The 15,891-nt window shown below is 62.9% G+C and carries 23 protein-coding genes; 16 read left to right on the top strand and 7 right to left on the bottom strand.

What is annotated here, in order from left to right:
* Positions 1–10: 10 nt before the first annotated feature.
* From HS104_25025 to HS104_25015, 3 genes are all read left to right on the top strand, one after another.
* On the top strand, positions 11–400 hold the full coding sequence (locus HS104_25025; GenBank protein MBE7483224.1) for a hypothetical protein: 390 nt from the start codon (positions 11–13) through the stop codon (positions 398–400).
* 102 nt (positions 401–502) lie between these two features.
* Entirely contained in the window at positions 503–712 is a 210-nt protein-coding gene (locus HS104_25020) for a hypothetical protein (GenBank protein ID MBE7483223.1), read from the top strand.
* A gap of 32 nt (positions 713–744) precedes the next feature.
* Positions 745–909, top strand: coding sequence for a 23S rRNA (pseudouridine(1915)-N(3))-methyltransferase RlmH (locus HS104_25015; protein ID MBE7483222.1), 165 nt, complete (start codon positions 745–747; stop codon positions 907–909).
* Here the strand turns inward: HS104_25015 and HS104_25010 are convergent.
* The 6 genes from HS104_25010 to HS104_24985 all read right to left on the bottom strand — a co-directional run bounded on the left by HS104_25010 (position 828) and on the right by HS104_24985 (position 4,267).
* The gene (locus tag HS104_25010; protein ID MBE7483221.1) at positions 828–1,415 is read right to left on the bottom strand and encodes a hypothetical protein; all 588 of its coding nucleotides are present in this window, start codon (positions 1,413–1,415) and stop codon (positions 828–830) included. The genes HS104_25015 and HS104_25010 overlap by 82 nt on opposite strands.
* Positions 1,416–1,888: 473 nt before the next feature.
* Positions 1,889–2,320, bottom strand: a complete 432-nt coding sequence (locus tag HS104_25005) for a type II toxin-antitoxin system VapC family toxin (GenBank protein ID MBE7483220.1) — start codon at positions 2,318–2,320, stop codon at positions 1,889–1,891.
* Entirely contained in the window at positions 2,313–2,546 is a 234-nt protein-coding gene (locus tag HS104_25000; GenBank protein ID MBE7483219.1) for a hypothetical protein, read from the bottom strand. Before HS104_25000 ends, HS104_25005 begins: the two co-directional genes overlap by 8 nt.
* 300 nt (positions 2,547–2,846) lie before the next feature.
* Positions 2,847–3,425 (bottom strand): hypothetical protein, encoded by a 579-nt coding sequence (locus tag HS104_24995; protein ID MBE7483218.1) that lies wholly within the window; start codon positions 3,423–3,425, stop codon positions 2,847–2,849.
* 151 nt (positions 3,426–3,576) lie between these two features.
* Positions 3,577–4,035 (bottom strand): hypothetical protein, encoded by a 459-nt coding sequence (locus HS104_24990; GenBank protein MBE7483217.1) that lies wholly within the window; start codon positions 4,033–4,035, stop codon positions 3,577–3,579.
* Positions 4,036–4,102: 67 nt separating this feature from the next.
* Complete coding sequence (locus tag HS104_24985; protein MBE7483216.1) at positions 4,103–4,267, bottom strand: hypothetical protein; 165 nt, start codon at positions 4,265–4,267, stop codon at positions 4,103–4,105.
* Between the two features lie 140 nt (positions 4,268–4,407).
* Between HS104_24985 and HS104_24980 the strand changes: the two genes are divergently transcribed.
* The 12 genes from HS104_24980 (at position 4,408) to HS104_24925 (ending at position 13,459) form a co-directional block, all read left to right on the top strand.
* Complete coding sequence (locus HS104_24980; protein ID MBE7483215.1) at positions 4,408–4,593, top strand: hypothetical protein; 186 nt, start codon at positions 4,408–4,410, stop codon at positions 4,591–4,593.
* 318 nt (positions 4,594–4,911) lie between these two features.
* A complete protein-coding gene (locus HS104_24975; GenBank protein MBE7483214.1) occupies positions 4,912–5,280 on the top strand; it encodes a hypothetical protein in 369 nt (122 codons plus the stop codon).
* Between the two features lie 128 nt (positions 5,281–5,408).
* Positions 5,409–5,606, top strand: coding sequence for a hypothetical protein (locus HS104_24970; protein ID MBE7483213.1), 198 nt, complete (start codon positions 5,409–5,411; stop codon positions 5,604–5,606).
* Positions 5,603–7,033: an AAA family ATPase gene (locus tag HS104_24965; GenBank protein ID MBE7483212.1), complete on the top strand. Its 1,431-nt coding sequence runs from the start codon at positions 5,603–5,605 to the stop codon at positions 7,031–7,033. The genes HS104_24970 and HS104_24965 overlap by 4 nt, the downstream gene beginning before the upstream one ends.
* A gap of 780 nt (positions 7,034–7,813) precedes the next feature.
* Complete coding sequence (locus tag HS104_24960; GenBank protein MBE7483211.1) at positions 7,814–8,059, top strand: hypothetical protein; 246 nt, start codon at positions 7,814–7,816, stop codon at positions 8,057–8,059.
* Positions 8,056–8,802 carry a hypothetical protein gene (locus tag HS104_24955; GenBank protein MBE7483210.1) on the top strand — a complete coding sequence of 249 codons (747 nt, stop codon included), beginning with the start codon at positions 8,056–8,058 and terminating at the stop codon, positions 8,800–8,802. Before HS104_24960 ends, HS104_24955 begins: the two co-directional genes overlap by 4 nt.
* Entirely contained in the window at positions 8,799–9,119 is a 321-nt protein-coding gene (locus HS104_24950; GenBank protein MBE7483209.1) for a hypothetical protein, read from the top strand. Before HS104_24955 ends, HS104_24950 begins: the two co-directional genes overlap by 4 nt.
* Positions 9,112–9,555, top strand: a complete 444-nt coding sequence (locus HS104_24945) for a hypothetical protein (protein ID MBE7483208.1) — start codon at positions 9,112–9,114, stop codon at positions 9,553–9,555. The genes HS104_24950 and HS104_24945 overlap by 8 nt, the downstream gene beginning before the upstream one ends.
* Before the next feature lie 53 nt (positions 9,556–9,608).
* Positions 9,609–9,839, top strand: coding sequence for a hypothetical protein (locus HS104_24940; protein ID MBE7483207.1), 231 nt, complete (start codon positions 9,609–9,611; stop codon positions 9,837–9,839).
* A gap of 394 nt (positions 9,840–10,233) precedes the next feature.
* Entirely contained in the window at positions 10,234–11,571 is a 1,338-nt protein-coding gene (locus tag HS104_24935; GenBank protein MBE7483206.1) for an IS4 family transposase, read from the top strand.
* 191 nt (positions 11,572–11,762) lie between these two features.
* Positions 11,763–12,407: a hypothetical protein gene (locus HS104_24930; protein MBE7483205.1), complete on the top strand. Its 645-nt coding sequence runs from the start codon at positions 11,763–11,765 to the stop codon at positions 12,405–12,407.
* A 176-nt stretch (positions 12,408–12,583) separates the two neighbouring features.
* Positions 12,584–13,459, top strand: coding sequence for a matrixin family metalloprotease (locus HS104_24925; GenBank protein ID MBE7483204.1), 876 nt, complete (start codon positions 12,584–12,586; stop codon positions 13,457–13,459).
* Between the two features lie 948 nt (positions 13,460–14,407).
* On the opposite strand, the gene HS104_24920 is transcribed toward HS104_24925, so the two are convergent.
* Positions 14,408–14,689, bottom strand: coding sequence for a hypothetical protein (locus HS104_24920; protein MBE7483203.1), 282 nt, complete (start codon positions 14,687–14,689; stop codon positions 14,408–14,410).
* 26 nt (positions 14,690–14,715) lie between these two features.
* Between HS104_24920 and HS104_24915 the strand changes: the two genes are divergently transcribed.
* Positions 14,716–15,309, top strand: a complete 594-nt coding sequence (locus HS104_24915; GenBank protein ID MBE7483202.1) for a hypothetical protein — start codon at positions 14,716–14,718, stop codon at positions 15,307–15,309.
* Positions 15,310–15,891: the final 582 nt, after the last annotated feature.

Raw genomic sequence — 15,891 nt, 5'->3', positions numbered from 1 at the left:
TCTAGTCCCGATGCGGGTCTTCCTTCGGCTGGGCGCCGTTGCTGCGCTCGTCTTCGCCGTCGCCTGCGGGCAGAGCTCCCCCGCTGGGTCCGGCAGCGCCGCCGGCGGAAGCTCCGGCAGCGTCGGCGCGAGCGGCGGCGCCTTCGGCGTGGGCGGCGGCGCTGGCGCCAGCGCTGACGCGAGCACGGACGCGCCCGACAACGGCGGCGGCGTCTACCCGTCGGGGCCCTACGGCACCCAGACTGGCGACGTTCTCGCGAACCTGACCTTGCTCGGCTACGTTCGCGACGCCACGACCGGCCTCGCGTACGAAGCTGCCCTCGCCCCGACCAGCTTCGCCGACATCCGCGCGTCGACTCAGAAGCAGCACGCGGTCTTCCACGTCTCGGGCTTCACGTGAAGCGCGTGCAAGGCAGCGGCCCGTGATCTGGCCCTGAAGTACCCGAGCTACGCCGACCGCTTCCTGTTCGTCGAGCTCCTGGGCGAAGGCGGCTCCCACAGCGTGCAGGCGGAGGTCGTGCACCTCGACGCCTGGGTGGGCGACCGCGAGATCCCCTTCACGACCGCCATCGACCCCGCCGGCGCCGGCATGCGCATCGTGGAAGACCTGGCCCCCCGCGAGACGGCCTTCATCATCGAGCTCTCGAGCATGAAGGTCGTGCTGCGCACCACGAGCCTGGCCACGCTGTACGCGACGCTCGATTCGATGTGAGTGCGTCGCAGCTGCGCCTGAGCCCATCGAGCATGACCCCGCCGCACCGCCTGGCGCGCGTGGTCCTGCTCGGGCAGCTCCACCGCGGGCTCAGCATCCTGAAGGGCGAGCCCTACTACTGCTTCGTGAACGTCAAGACCTGCGTGGTCGCTCCCGCGGTGACGATCTGCTTGAACTCGGTCGTCGTCGACGAGTAGCCGGAGCTGAAGGTCAGCCCGTTGCTCGGGCAGGTGACGGTGACGTCGAACGAGGTGCCCGACAGCGTGACCGTCCAGGTGTCGCGCCGTATCGGCAAGCCGGTCGACTCGACCACGTTCTGCGCCGTCGTCCCCGTCAGCTCGGTGGTGATCTTGTGCTTGGTGCTGGTGGCCGCGCTGCCCGGGTAGACCTCCAGCTTGGTCAGCACGTACTTCCCGTCCGGCGGCGTGGGGCCCCCGGCGGGGGTCGGCGCGGTGCCGGTGCCCGGCGTCTCGGCGACCTCCGTGCCGATGTTCACGAGCGTGTTGCAGGCCGCGCCGGCGGCGCCGCCGGTTCCCGAGCCGGCCGCACCCCCCGTGGCCGAGCCCGCAGATCCGCCCGTGGCCGAGCCCGCAGAGCCGCCCGTGCCGCCCGCAGAGCCACCGCTGCCGCCGCTGGCCCCACCGCTGCCACCCGTCGAGGTGCTTCCTCCGATTCCGTTGCCGCGTCCAACACCGCCGTGCATTGGGCTGGGGACGAACAGAAGTATATCGGCGTCCAACCGTCGGGGACGCAGCTGTCCGAAAACTTCCAACACGACTTGTCCGGAGCGATCCCGCAGGTGCCGGACGTGCTGCCCACGCACCAGTGAGCACAGCCCGCGAAGCCGAAGCTGCCAGTCGAGTAATTCTGGCCATACAGAGCAATACAACCGGAAGTGCCCTTGCAAGTCGGCTCATCCAGGCCCTCACAGACCGGGTCTGGCTCGCCAGAATCGACGTCCTGGCCCGCGTCGTTCGCGTCTCCACCGCCCGTATCCCCTGCGGACCCCGACGTGCCTCCGCTCGCATCGGTTCCGGAGTCGCCAGCATCGGTCGTCGAGACGTCGGAATGCCCGTCGTCTGGAGAAGCGTCACGGGGTAAGGATGAGTCGTCGGCCGTCGAACATCCGGTGCAGGCGCTGAACACGATCGTGAAGAGCGTGGATTTCATGTGCCGCTACTCGATGCGGCCAAATCCTTCCACCTGGTCGAACCCCTGGTCGAAGGACGCCACGCTGTCGATCACGCCCTCGCGCCGAAGCACTACCAGCAAGGCGTCGTTGAAGTTCAGCGTGCCCTGCGTCGCGAGCACCACATCGAGGATGTCCTCGGCCAGCCTCGTGGCCTCGCCCTGGACGCCCGTGACATCGCCCGCTTGAAACCACTGCCGGACGAACCCGAGGGCGGGCTCGAGCTGCGGCGGCTGCGTGCGCCGGTCCCGTCGCCGGCACAGCACGGACACGGCTTCCCCGACCAATACGTCCAAGAGCACCGTGGAATGCCCGTCGGCCTGGAGCCGGTCGACGAGCGACCTTGCACGCGCGTGATGCACGTCCCCGGCGTCGAGCAGCCCGACGAGGACGTTCGCGTCGAGGACGACCTCAGCCATCGTAGAGGGCTTCGCAGTCCTCGATGGCGTCCCCGCCGAGGTTCACCTTGCCGACAGCGGCGAGCAGGTGATCCCAGGGAACCGGTCGAAGCCTGAGCGTGCTGTGCTCCCGCCGCGCCGCGTGAATCACGGCTTCCCGCTGCTCCTCGGGCAACGACGCGAGCTGATCGACGAGGGGCTTCAGCGCCTCTGGCACCGGGTCCGCCGGGAGCTTCGGTTGCGCCATCGAGGGCATCATAGCACCCCACGGCGAACGCAGCCGGGCCCGCGCCTGACTGGCACCGGCTCAGCGCCCCCGATACGATTCGAACGTACGACCCACGGTTTAGGAAGTCGCTTGCACCTGGTGCAGATTGAGCCATCACGTGCTCAATCAGCATGAAAAACGCGGTCCGAGCGCCTCGACCATCGGTACAAGCGCCACCAACGGTACAAAATTTCGTGGTGCAAACCGGTCTGCACAAGGTGCAAGCCGGTGGGTGCAAAGTGGGCTGCACAAGGTCGAGGGAGGGGACGGACTGGCCGGCTAGCTCACCGAGAGCAGTTCGGCGGCGCTGCTTGCTGTGGGCATTCGGTCGATCAGCTTTGGCAGAACGTTCCAATCCTTCGCCTTCTTCTCGATCTCGCGTGCCTGGGGCTTCGTGACTGAATGTCCACGGTCTTCCAGTTCCCGAACGAGCGCCCGACCGATCTCGAAGCGCCCAAGGTCATCTGTTCGTCTTACAGCCCAGCGGGCCAGCCGAACTCCGGTGACCTGAGTGCGGTCCTGTCGAAGATCGTCTTGGAGAGCAGGGATCTCGTAGCCAACGAATTCGGCAAGGTGGTCAATGTTAGACCTGTCGTTTACGGGGGCCGGAAGGTAGCCCGGATGGCAGACCGCGTTGCGGAGGGCGAGCAGCGACAACTGCTTCTCGTGCCTGACCGGATCGAGCTGATCCGGTGTGACCTCGAAAACGCCCCCGGCTCGGCGTTCCTCGTTGAAGAGGGTGGCGAGCAGCTCGGAGACCAGCGCACACGCGATGGTGACAGCCAAGTACGAAGCACATGAAACCACACCGTCCGAGCAACCGGCACTGGCCAGCCCTACAAGCTGGCTGAAACTCATGGGGCCTTGATCGTTCCGCCGTTCGGACGGTCCAGCGGCTTTTCCGACTACCAGATCGTTTTGGCGTTGGATCCGAATCTCGTCCAGGAATCGGACACACTCCGGCGAGTGCATCCAGGATCGTCGAAGCGTCCGGCCCAGCTTCTCGGCTTCACTCGGCATCGATGCGTCGGACTTCAAAGACGACGGTCGGGTAGTCATCGCGGGCACGGACGCGGGCTTCGCGCCCGAACCTCCGCTCGACTTCCTGGAGATCAACTTCCTGGAGCGGAGGGAAGCAGTCGAAGACCCGACGGGTCGCCCCCTCGAAGGTCACGAAGCGCCAGGTCTCTCCGTCGAAAAGCCCTGTCGTGTGAAAGTAGGTAAGCACGGCGGCATGAGATAGCGGTCGCCAAATGCCGTCATTGAGGCGCACCAGGGACAGGGCGTGGGTTGTCACGTCTTGGTTGACGTGCCCCGCGAGCAGGATCGCACCAGTCGGGTCGTACTGCGGCTTGTTCACCGGCAGCTCGTCTCCCGGCTCAATCCAGTACCCCGTGAGCTGACCGTCGATCTCCGCTTGCACCGGGTCGGTCCGGGTCGGCAACTGGACGAAGGCGGTTGCGCTCATGACGCTCGCAATCCTAGCACCGAACGCGGGGTCGGGGTGCAAGCCGGGTAACGGGGCGCTATCAGGGTCACCGGTCTCCCGAATTGGGGACCAGATAGAGCCGCATCGAGCGGCCGAGCAGCGTCGTTGTACAGGTGGCAGTGACCTCGTCGAGGGGGACCTCTCCAGGTGCCGAAGTGCCCTCGGCGGTGATCAGGAACCGTGTCAGGAACATGATCTCCGCCTCAGACATCGTGTCTGAGCATTCTACCCGATTTGCAGAGCCAGGCACCGACCGCCGCGTGTGTATGTCGGATTTCTGAGGGGTCTGCGCGAAAGTCCTTATCAGCTTCCTCCTAGTGGAGCAGTTGCTCCGCCTAGATGAGGTTGACCATGACAGACAAGCCCAAGCGAGTGTTGAACGTCCGCATCGAAGAACCACTCTTCCTTGAGGTTCGAGCGGTGGCTGGGGGTACAGACCGGACAAATGCCGAGGTCGTCACCGAGGCCCTGAAGTGCTTCTTCGATCGGGAGCGCTTCGAAAACACCAACCCCAACCACGCCACCACCGTCGGCTGACAGCACTCGGCCCCGGGAACCCCGCCAGACTCACCAGTAGGGAAGGGCACCCGAGGCCGATTGGAGGACTTTGGGATGACCTCTCAGAATGATTGTACACCGGAAGTCTCAGGTTCGCCCGGTTCGACCTGCGGAATTTGCTCAGGCACCGGAGGCCGGTACGAGCATCGACGTGGCCATCGCGTGCTCGGCGAGTCCTACGAGTGGACCGTGTGGGTCTGCTGCGAGTGCCAACTCGACGAGCACTTTGTCCGCCGGTACCCATACATCCCGCTGCCGAACCCTCGGACAACGGTGGCTTCATCTGGTTCGAGGCGGATGTTCATCGTCGCTCCTTGGGACAACTTCAGCCGGTGGCTCTCACCAGTCCTCTATTCGAGTCTCGCCGATCCAACACCGCCGAAGGTCATCAACGACGAGCACCTGACACGGGCCTATGTGACCGAGTCATCCTCGGGCGGCGTGGCACCACTCGCCGAGTACGCCGGCCTTCTCGTCCTGGTCCTCGGTGTCGCCTCTGGGAACAGCGCAACCGGCGAGGCCGTGGCCTCGGCCATCATCGCACGGGATTACCGCCCCATCTGGATCTACTCGCCCCTACCCTTGGCCGAGCTGCCAGGAAAGAACTTCAAGTGGACCAGTCTTGAGGGGTCCCTCATGGGGTTCAACCGGAGGACGCTGCCATGACCCCTGACCAACTGCTCGGCCCGATTCGAGACTCAATGCTGGAGTTGATGGGCGCCCTGGTTGATTTTCCTGATCATCTACCGGCAGCGCGGAGGCGATGGTCAGCGTTCAAGAGAGCCGTCAAAGACATGTCCGAGAACCAGACGCCCCTCTGGGCACACAGCGTGCTCAACGACATCTACACGACCAGCGAGTTCAGGATATTCCGGGCTCTGGCCACGAGGGAGGTGAAGAAGACCTCGGACTACAAGACCTACCACCGCAAGTACATGCGGGAGTACATGCGGGAGAAGCGGGCAACGCTCAAGAAGGGCCGGGCAGGATGAACCCCGTTCGGCTACTCCGCTCGACGATCAACTTGGGCAAAGACGACCCCGAGTTGCTTCGAGTCAACATGTCTCGGCTCATTGGAGCGACGTTTGCGCCCCCGGAACCCTGGGCTCGTTCAATCTTCGGCTTCGTGAAGGGCCACTTCGCCCACCACCTGGAGTGTCCCAGCATCCAGACCGTACGAGACTACTTCGAAGCGATCGATGAGATCGAGGTGCTGGAGCATGTCCGCGACATCCAGGCTACCCCGCTCTACGGCCGCACCGACTTCGCAGCACTCCTCGACAATTGGACCCAGGAGCAACTCGACATCCGCGTGGCGACCGTCGCCCTTGAGGCCAAGGACATCGCCATCAAGGGCCGAACTATCAAGAACGGGAAGAACCCCGTTACCCAAAAGGGCGCCAAGGACGCCCTGGATTTCCTGGCCGCAGAGACTTCCAACATCGTGCTCGGGCCTGGTGAGCAAAAGTCCCACGGGGAGTTTCGTCGGGATGCCCGAGAGACCTGGGAGGATTATCTCGCCGCCGAGGCAGATCGAGGCAAGTCGGCCGGCAGGTTCGTCGGCATCGAGGAGATCGATGTCGTCTGCCGGGGTGTCAAGAAGGGCGAACTCTGGTTGCACGCTGGGTTCCCCGGCGAGCTGAAGACCTCCCTCGCGCTGACCTGGGCGTACAATCTCGTCACCAGGTACCGCTGCAACGTTCTCTACGTGAGCCTGGAAATGACCCGGAAGCAACTTCTCAGGTTGCTCCACGTCATGCACTCCGCCCACAAGCGGTGGGGTGGCAGGCCGACCCTGGACTACCGCAAGGTCCGCGATGGAGAGTTGTCTGCCGACGACAAGGCGTTCCTCCAGGGGTGCATCACCGATATCGAGACCAGCCCGGAATACTGCGCCCTCGACATTTGGTGTCCGGACCGTGAGGTTACGCTCGCCGAGATCAAGCAGTACGCGGAGCAGATGCACCGCCGCAAGGAAGTCGGGCTGGTGATCATCGACCACGGAGGGCTCGTGCGACTCGACGGCCGGTGGCGTGAGTACACGGTCGCATTGAACACCGTCCTTCGGGACTCGAAGAAGATGGCTCTCCAGTTCAATCACGGAGGGGGAATTCCGGTGCTAATGCTCTTCCAGATCAACCGTCAGGGGAAGGACGAGGCGGACAAGGCAAACGGCCGGTACAAGATGAGCGCCTTGTCCTACGCCAACGAGGCCGAGAGATCGGCCGATGTCATCACCACTACATACCTGAACGACGAGCACCGGGCGAACGGGACCACTCTCATCGGGAACCTGAAGAACCGGGACAACCCCCTGTTCAAGCCCTTCCTTGCTTCGGTGAACTTCGGTTGCCGCTACCTCTCAGGAGGTTGCCTTGGACCGGCTGGTGAGGACGGGTTCTCAGAGGGAGACCTCTAACCGAAGAGCCACGCCGGTGTTAGGGAATACACATACATATTCTGGATCCCCTGATCTTGATCAGAGATCAGGATCAGGAGATCAGAAGCTATATGTGTGTAATCCCTAACAGGGCCGAACTCCCTGGAAGTCCTTCTTGGAGGCTCGAAGAGTGCAGGGCTCTTTGGGAAGTAGTAGCTCAGACCATCGATTGGCCCGTGCCCTTGGAAAGAACGGGCAAGACCCGACGGTCGATGAACTCCTTGTTAACCGGCATGTGCAGGAGGACACGCACATGCCTGACGACAGTGACGACCCGCACAACCTGCAAGACTGCTGGGATGAGCTGCGGCACCGAGCACCAGCCGCCACCGCTCCAAGAACGCCAGACCCCGCTCCTACACAGCAACAGGAAACACCGCTTGACCTGCGACTGTACGCTCATGAGGGGGTCATGCTGACCAACATTCTTCGCGATCTTAACGGACGACGCACTGAGACCACTCTGAGAAGAGACATCCTACGAAGCGGTTTTCGTAACGGACTCAGTCCTCAGGATGTCCCGGATGCGCTATGGGAAGCGGACGACGAACTCCAGCGGATACGACAAAGTGCTCTGGACCACGGCTTCGTCATTCCACCAACGCCCTCGTCGGCCTTCGGTCAGCTCCTCCTAGAACTGGCCCTTCGGCTGCGTGGGGCAAGCGCCCGAACCGTGGTGGCAATGGACCTACGAGTCCTAATCAATCGCCTGGCAGGGCGGTAATGCATTTGTTGCACGGCAAGGACAGGAGGCACCTCATGTCCAACCCTCGAAAGAGTTCTGTAGCCATCAGATTCGACTTGCCCAGCCAGCACCACGATCTACTCCGGCATCTCGTCGTCTCCGAGCACCGGCCCGCGAGTGAACTGATGATCGATGCGGTGGAGTTGCTGCTTCGATACCACGGACAGAGCCGGGGCATTCCAGCACCGGCCAGGACGCCCTCCGTCATCGAGGAGATCGCGGCCGAGCAAGGCGTCGATATCGAGGAGTCCAGCCCGTGACCTCCCTGAACCGCAAGATGCGACGGGCCATGGTCTCACGGCGAAGAGACCCAGAGGCCAAAGAGTTCACCGACTTCCTCCGCAAGGAAGCCGGCCGGCTCGATGACCACGAGTACATGGCCGGTCTCGAAGCCGAAAACGAGCAGCTCAGCAAGACGCTCAGGATGACCTCCGAGGAGCTTGTTCCCCATATCGCCACGCTGCCCGAGCGGTACGAGTCGGCCATGGAGGTTCAGGCCCTCGCCCACCGGGTAGCGGTGTTGGAGCAGCTTCGGCCAGACATCAAGCGCTTGCCCGAGTCCCTTCTGGAGGTCGTGGACCTGGCCGCCAAGCTGTTCGGAGACAAGATCACCTTCACGGAGGAAGCCAGGAGATCGGCTGCGATCTCCAAGTTCGCCGAGATCAACACGGCCTGGAGAGCGCTTCGAGCCGTAGCCACCCACCTCTACGACATCTACCGAACCGGCTGCGACTTGGAGGTCGAGTTCCGCAACAGGTCGGGGTTTGAGCTGGCTCTGACCGAGTCGGCCGAGACGAAAGCCGACAAGGATCTGGTCCGGCAAAGGTTGGTCAAGTCCGGGAGCCGGTACGTGTTTGCCGGCGGTCACATCAAGGCTGGGAACAAGCGACCGAATGTCCTCCGCATCCACTACTACTACCCGCCTGAGGCGACGACGATCTCGATCTGGCACTGTGGTGACCACCTTGAAACCGCAGGCACAAAGAGGGGACGGGGCCGATGATCGTCAGTATCAAGGTGGTCGAGGACGGTAGAAGCGCGACCCTCATCGGACAAGTGGACAACCGAGTCTACCCACCCGTGCAAATGCCGAAGACGATGACCCGCTTCGAGGTCGAGCTTGAGGGCATCCGGCGGTTCCTCCGAAGACACCAGAACCACTACTACGTCTCGTTCGTCGTGGATCCGTACCTGGCCGACGTCTTGTCGTACAGGAGGAACCCCTCGTGCTCGACCATCGACATGGGAGTGAATCGTATCTGGTACTTGGTCAAGCGACGCCCCGGGCCGGTTCACTTTCGGGGAAGAGCCGATGCCTGATGCACACCAGGTCTGGGAGGACGACCCGATCGACTCCGAGTGGGAGAACCTCCGTCGTCGTACGGGCAACGACGAGCAGCACCAGTCCTTCCCCGCGCCTCCTGGGTTTCCTGACGCCAACCTCCTCCCGGAGGTACGGGGCGCCGTACAGCGGCTCAGGGCAGGATCGGCGATCAACATTATGCAGAGGACGCTTGTTGAACTCGCCATCGCGTTCTCCATCCGGCCGGAAGATGTCCCCGACGGTCTGCTCCTCGAACGCGAGAAGGCCACGCTCCGGTGGGTATCAATGAGCCCGTACTACCCGATGTCGAGCCCACGAGAGGCCATGGAGCTGGTCAGAGTCGCCGTCTGGCTCAAGACGAAGCCCGGCCAAGAGGAACGGGCTGCAAGGGCAGATGCACTTTGGCGGGTGTTGGAGCCCGCTCTGAGATGACGACATCCAGGCTGAGGCTGAGTGCCTCAGGGTAGGGATTACAAATGACCAACATGACCAAGGCCGACTACGAGAACGACTACTACACGACGTTTGTCGCCGAGATGTCCCGAGCTGGCAGGGACACCCGGCACCACAACGGCAGGCACGGCTACTCCGGACCGGCCGTAACTGCCGACCGGGACGACCTCCAGGCCATCATCCGTGAGACCACCTTGCCCTTGGCCTGGGAGGAGCTGGGGCTTGACCTCATCATTTATCCGGACGCGAGCCGGCAGGGATGATCTTGGAGTAGGGGCATCCCTGCCTCAGCCCACGGGATTCGACTGGGCCAGGGCGTGGGTGGCGTCGGGGGTGGTCCGGATGAGCACAGTGACGATGGTTGTCGTGCTCGAAGTGTCGCTTCTCCCTCCAGACCCTCCAGACCTCAGGCGGGCATCGAGCTGCGCAACGTTTCCGCGAACCCAGCGCATGAACCGCTTCAAGGGCAAGGCAATCAGCGCCAGGATAAGTGGCCAACCCGAGTGGGCTTGTGCGCCTCTCATGGGTGTTCGGGTAAGCGGAATCCTGGATCATTCCGATCGCTTGCGCGCGTGATCCACCGTTCGCGCGGTGCGCGGAGTTGTGGAAACGGGGCAAGCGTGCGACCTCGCGGTTGCGACACAGCTCGGAGGACGCATGCCCCGCTCGCCATCGGTACCGATTCACCGCACGCTCCGCAAGTTCCTTCCGCCGTCGCTCGTCGAAGCGAGCGCTCGGGCGACGGGCGCGTTCCAGCGCGTCCGGAAGGTCGACGCCTACGCCCTGGTCTGGAGCCTTATCCTCGGCTTTTCCGCCGGGAAAGTCCGGACCATCGCGGGCCTGCGTCGCGTCTACGAGAGGGTCTCGCGGACCACGCTGGAGGAGAGCAGCTTCTACTGCCGGTTCACGCCGGCGCTGGTGAGGCTGCTCCGGCAGCTGCTCGACGGCGTGCTCCAGCAGTCCTGGGGGCTGAGCCGGCCCGCATCTGGGCGGCTCAATCAGTTCCGCGACATCCTGATCGCGGACTCGACGGTCATCCGCCTGCACGAGCTGCTGGCCAAGGCGTTTCCGGCCTGCCGCACCAACCACACCCGGGCTGCCGCGAAGGTGCATGTGGTGATGTGCGTGGCGGGGGCTGGCAAGCAGACCGTCAAGGTGACCGCCGAGCGCCGCCATGATCGCCGTGCCCTCGTCCTCGGCCCGTGGGCTCGCGGCAAGTTGTTGCTCTTCGACCTCGGCTACTTCGACTTCCGCCTCTTCCGCCGGCTCGACGAGATCCGTGGCTACTTCGTGTCCCGGCTCAAGCGCAGCTCCAACCCGGTCATCGTTGCTCAGAATCGACGCTGGCGCGGCCGGTCGGTCGCCGTCGTCGGGCAGTGCATCTGGGATGTCGTCGACCGCCTGCAGCGCGAGGAACTCGACGTCACCGTACAGGTTCGCTCCCGCCATCGCGTCTACGCCGGGCGCTGCTCCAGCGAGGTCCGCACCTTCCGTGTCGTCGGCGTGCGGGACGAAGCCTCCGGCGAGTACCACCTGTACATCACCAACATCGGCGTCGAGGCGCTCCAGCCGGCCGATATCGCCCGCGTGTACGCCGTCCGCTGGGAAGTCGAGTTGCTCTTCAAGGAGCTGAAGTCGCACTACCGGCTCGACCAGATCCCGAGCCGAAAGCGCGCCGTCGTAGAGGCCATGCTCTACGCCGCTCTTCTCTCGCTGGCCGCGAGCCGAGCGCTCCTTCACGCCTTGCGCAGCGCGGTCCGCCCGGGATTCGTTCTCCCGGCACGACGCTGGAGCGTGCTCATGAGCCAGCACGCAACCGACCTGCTCGCCGTCGTCATCGAAGGCCGCGACGACCCAGTCTTGCTCGACCTGCTGCTCCACGAGGCCCCAGACCCGAACCGTCGTCGCCTTCACCTGCTTCAGTCCGTCGAGCGCCGTGCACATGCCTATCGAGCCCCCGGAAACTCAGCGAGTTCACGTCGTGCAGCGGCCTAAGCGATCACCGATGGTGCGCCTCTCGGGATGGAGCGAGACTGACTACGCGGAACAAACGGGGCCGCTGGCTTTGGCCGCACATCGGACCGAGCAGGGGATGAAAAATGAAAGCGACGCGACGAATTCGGCGAACGTGGCGGCTACTGGCAGTAGTCTTAGTACCGATCGGAGCGACGCTGCTCTGCGCTTCCGTGCCAATTGCCAACACCGCGATGGAAGGACAAGGTGGCGGGGCGCAGCCAACTTCGAAGACCGCGTCGCCCGCAGTCGCGCCGCGTCACCCTCTTGCTGATGTAGCGTCGATCTTCGAGGCGACCGTCTCCTCGACCTACGAGAAGTACGATCCAGAGCTGGGGCCACGGACCTACTTTGTCCTGTCTGACATGGTCACGCACGCTGGAGTTACACCAGACTCTAACGAGTTCTCTCACCTTGGTGGCAAGACGCCAAACGGCGAGGAAATGGTGGTCTTCGACTTGCCCGAGGTGCTTCAAGGCAAGCGATACCTCTTCTTTGTTTCGGCCCGGGCTAGCTTGTACACCCCAATATGGGCCGGTCTCCTGTTCTCCGTTCAAGACACGCCGTCGGGGAGCTTCGTGGTTGGGCCGACTGGTCGTGTCGTTACTGGTGCGGGCAAGGCAGGGATCGCGTTTGGCGAGAGTTATTCAAATGCCCCAGCAGCGCCACCAAACGGCATGAAGAAGTCGGACTTCATTCTCGCGATGGCAAATGCAGCCGCCGAAGTTGGAGCGCCCTTCGAAGCAGTAGTCTCGTTGAAGCCGGAGGCCGGCCTCTCTTGGAAGGTCGCAGAAACGTCGCCAGTGCCCACTGAGTGAGTAGGAGCGCAAGAATGAAAGCTGCAAGGATCTCCTCGTTTTTGGTTGCCGGCGCGATGTTCCTATCGGCTCCTAGCTCGGAGGCGTACGTTTGGAACGCGACTGGTTGCGGTGGCCTGCCGGGTACCATCTGTAGTTGGTTTCCAGGTGTCAGGATGTACCGCGATAGGTGCAGCATGCCGGATGGGTGGGATTCGGACTGGTCGTATTGGAATGCGGGCGATCAGTGGGACAACGTCGCCGCCGTCATGGATTGGAACTGGTGGTACAACGACGGGTGTGTCATCACCGCTCAGAACGGACGAAGCGAAACCGCAACGGTGAACCCGGCACAGATCGGCGGGTTGAATGGCCTGGCGACTTGCTGGAAATCGTGGTTCGGGTGGAGCGAGTGCGACATCAAGCTGTCGAACCAGCTCAACTACTGGAACGAGGACGAGAGCTTTTGGAACTGGAGCAACACGAACCAAGGCCGGGTCGTCGTACTTCACGAGTTCGGTCATGCAATGGGTCTCGGGCACGACAACAATCAATTTGCTGTGATGCGCTCAAATACTCCGTACCCGCTCAATGGTGGACCGGGTTTCCACGGTGAACCATTCCCAGATGATGCAGCCGGTGTAAGAGCTCTATACGGCACGTACCATTCGCCCGGGGCCAATCTGTTCGCCACGGCTCAGAAGTACGTGAACGGCGTAGTGCAGGCGACAGAGTCCGGGTCTTGCGTCACAATTAACCGATGTAGAGGCCAGACCCTGAGCGTCACGGTCTCCATTGGGAGCAATGGGTGGATGGCACCCCTGTCCCACGGTGTGCGGATCTTCCTGAACAACTCCCCGAGCGGATACTCGGGCGGATGGAACATGTTCGTTGGGACTGCATATAACCCACCTGGTACCTATTCCACCCAGACCCTGAATCTCACCGTTCCCAGCGTCCCCAACGGGATTTACTGGATCCTGTGGCAAGTTGATACGCAGAACGGGACCGCAGAATCCAATGAACAGGACAATGCCGTTCACGCCTGCAAGACAGTGAACGTTACGTGCTAGGAGGGCGATGAAGATGGCAAGGGAACTCGTGTGCTTCTTCGTTTGCGCATCACTGATCGGGTGTGCTTCAGACCCGCCACAAAAAAAGAGTAGCCAGGGGAGCAGCGCACCACCGCCCTCGGTTCTGACCATTGTCACGTCGGAAGGGACATTCGAATCGACCTCACCAGCCGTTCTCTTCGTCACGCCCACCTCGCAGGAACTGCGCGTCCAGGCGAGTAACGGCCCTGACGTTTGGACAGCCATAGGAACGCTTGAGGTGTCAGATTTGAGCACTGGCGCAAAGACGCTTCGTGTGTCTGCGACGCCTCCGGATCCCGGTGTTGCCAACGTCACCCGACAAGGTGCATCGGGCACAGTTCAATCCTCAACGGGGGACCTCCCGTTCAAACTCGGCAAGGGGAAGGTCTCCGGAACGGTGACCGGAGCCACACCGCCAAGTCTAAACGCGACGTTCACCGGATCACTGTCCGTCGAGTGCTGGGTCAAGCCGGGCGATATCCCGGGTGGTAACAACCAGCAGCAGGGTGGGTTGATCAGCGATGAAGCTCTGGTCTTGGACGAGAAGCTCGCATCAACGACGTGCGCGGGCCTCACTGCTTGGCTTCCGTAGCAGTTAGGCGCCCAGTCGAAATTATCGAATCCCGAGATGGAAATAGACTGACGGGGTTGGTGGTTCGTCGTGCGACAAAAGGGAGCGGTAATTTTGATCGGGCTTCTAAGTCCCGAAGAGAGGTATGTGCGACGTCGAAGGTCCTCGCTGGCACTAGCGTCCGTTGTGCTGCTCCCAGCCGGTCTGCTTCCATTGGCATGTGGTGGCGGACAAGACGCCACGCGCCCCGAAGAATGTCCGTCCTACAAGGTCACGATAGACGGCGGTGCTTCCGGATTCTCATCCGTGGGCGAGTGGCGCACTGACGCCGTCTGCCAGGTGTACTGTGCGGATGGTTATCCTGTTTGCCAACTGGTGGACGCCACGACCGTCAAGTGCCAACGGGGTTGCGGGTAACGTCGGAGCCCTACGAAGCCCTCCACCTCGCACGCCTCATCCTCACCTCCGCCCAGGCCCGAGGCGTCCGGCTCGAACAACGCTTCTTCCGCCTCGAACGTGGACGCCCCGTGCTTCACGTGCGACTCGGTGGTCGAGCCCTTCGAGGCTGCCACGTGGAGCTTCCGGCCGATCCCGCCGTCGCCGATCACGGGTACGCCCCCGACGTGATCACCGTCCACGGATCGGGCAATCGAGCATCAAGGATGTGGCCGAGGCAACGGATGGACAGTTCAAGATCGAGGCCGTCGTCGATCATGTGCTCGCCTTGGTCGAACAAGAGCTGTCGAGGGTCGTTCCCGACCTGGCAGTCCCGAGCGGCATCCCGGCATCGAGATCCGGCCTGGTCATGCTGCACCTGGCGGCGGTGAGGCTCGGCCTGGTCGAGCCTGGATCGCAGGCCGAGCTGCTTGTCGAGAACGTCACCGACAGCGAGATCCAAGAGCGCATCGAGGATCACCTGACCCGAGGCGGACTCGCAGACAGTGATCTTCACCGACTCGCCGACGCCAACGGGATGTTCGCCTCCAGGTCCACCAAGATCGACTTTGACCCGTTCGAGCTTCACTCAGAGCGCTGGGTCGAGGTGCTCAGGCTTGGCAGAAAAGTGAACGGCTATGTCGAGCACCGGTACGTGATCATCCTCGACGACCACGACCTCACCGAGTTCACGGTGGCCGATCCGGCTGGGGAAGGGCTGGTGAAGGTCACCCGGGACGAGCTGACCGAGACTTGGAAGCTCGGGGCCAGGAAGAACGTGAAGTGGGTGGGGACGGTGAGTGCGAGGGATCGGGAGAAGTGATCGGCGCACCGCAGAGGGCTATGGCGGATCTGGAACAAAAACCCACTGATCCTGGCCGATGTCGGTCTGTGGAGTGGCTTCGGCGTGCTTGATCCTTCCGGTCAAACTCACGGAAGTTCTTGCGGGGAAAGGACAAGTCCTGAAGCAAGCATCAGCGCAGCTAGTGGAGTGGCACATGTACTTGTTGAGGACATCGAGGTCCATGATGATGAGTGCGTGGCCATTGCGTTCGCATTGCGCCATTGTCGCAGTGCCAGGTGGCACGAATGCGGCACGGCTGGTGCAGAGGGCGCAGCGACCGCAATAAGTCCCGCATGCGTTTCCGGCATCGCAGGGAACCACCCAACCGGCGGTGGTCACGCGCTTCGCAGCGTAGGTTGCCGGCTCAGCGATCAGACGCTCAATAGAGACCTCCACCGCGACCTCACCGACCGATGTGCCGTCGCTGGCACCGCTGTCCGAGGCGGGAGTGCCAGCTTCACGCACTACCTGTTGCACCGGGACAACAGCCGGCCCGGTACCTCTGGATGGTCCGGGGGTTGGACCGCATGTCGTCGCAACAACAGCACCGAGCAAAGGCAA

This window comes from Polyangiaceae bacterium (genome assembly GCA_015075635.1).
In the GTDB taxonomy this organism is placed as follows: Bacteria; Myxococcota_A; Polyangia; order Polyangiales; family Polyangiaceae; genus JADJKB01.
This window is presented reverse-complemented; position numbering and strand designations above follow the sequence as displayed.